This window comes from Streptomyces sp. NPDC031274 (assembly GCF_055570235.1).
On sequence record NZ_JBVIHP010000515.1, the window covers coordinates 1 to 1,013 of the forward strand.

The following is a 1,013-nucleotide window of genomic DNA, read 5'->3' on the forward strand; positions in this document are numbered from 1 at the left end:
ATGACGCTGCCTTCGGCCGGGAGCTCGGCGAGAGCGGCGTGGGCGATGCGGTCCTTCTCGTCGGCCGCCGTTCCCTCTCGCTCCGCGAGGTCGGGCTCGAAGTCGAGGCGTCCTGCCGGTATGGCACCGCCGTGCACGCGGCGCACGAGGCCTGCGCGGTCCAGGGCCTTCAGATCACGCCGGATGGTCTCGGCGGTGACCTTGAACTCCTCGGCAAGCGACAGCACGTCGACCCGCCCGCCGTCGCGCGCGAGCCGCAGGATCTCCTGCTGCCGCTCCGGTGCGTACATGTCCGTTTGCCTCCGCCTGATGCCCGAGCTTGTGGGTTCCCTCGCAGGCTACGGCTGGATTTCCGCAAAGTAAACACGTACGGACCTTTGGCGGACACAAACGGACTTCCGTCCCGGCAGCGCTGAGCGCCGCGACGGCAGAGCAGCCCCCTACGGCCAGCGGAAGCCCTCCAGGGCTTCGATGCAGCGGTCCGCCAGCGCCGCGGGGCCGCCCCGGCCGCCGGCCGGGTCGTCGCCCGAGGCCCACGTTTCCACCGCCACCCGCACCGCCGCACTGGCGACACCCGCCGCAAGCCGCAGCTCCAGCGAAGGCGCCTCCCCGCCGCGGCCCTCTCGTTCGACCAGGACGGAGAGCAGCGTCTCCTCCGAGGCGTGGCAGGCGTCCGACCACACCGCCCGCAGGGCCGCGCTCTCCCCCGCCATCCGCAGCAGCGCCCGCACCCACTCCAGCGCCTCCGCGTCCCCGACGGCGAGCCCCGGGGCCGCGTCACTGTCGGGGACCAGCGCCCTCGCCGCCGCATGCCGCAGCGCGTCCCGCACCGAAAGCCCCGCGGGCGCGCCCCGCACCGCCTGCGCCCACTGCTGCGCACCGGCCGCGAAGAGCGGCGCCACAGCCTCCTCCTTCGTCGCGAAGTAGCGGTAGAAGGTGCGCGGCGCGACGCCCGCCGCGCGGGCGATGTCCTCGGCGCGGGTGGCCCGCAGCCCGTTCTCGACGAAGAGCGC

At 74.3% G+C, this 1,013-nt stretch carries 2 protein-coding genes; both read right to left on the minus strand.

Going from position 1 to position 1,013, the window contains the following annotated elements; translation table 11 throughout:
- Positions 1 to 290 (minus strand): DeoR family transcriptional regulator (locus ACZ5CR_RS47600; protein ID WP_468870323.1); only part of this gene is annotated, 290 nt, incomplete at its 3' end.
- Positions 291 to 440: 150 nt separating this feature from the next.
- Positions 441 to 1,013 (minus strand): TetR/AcrR family transcriptional regulator (locus ACZ5CR_RS47605; protein WP_468870324.1); only part of this gene is annotated, 573 nt, incomplete at its 5' end.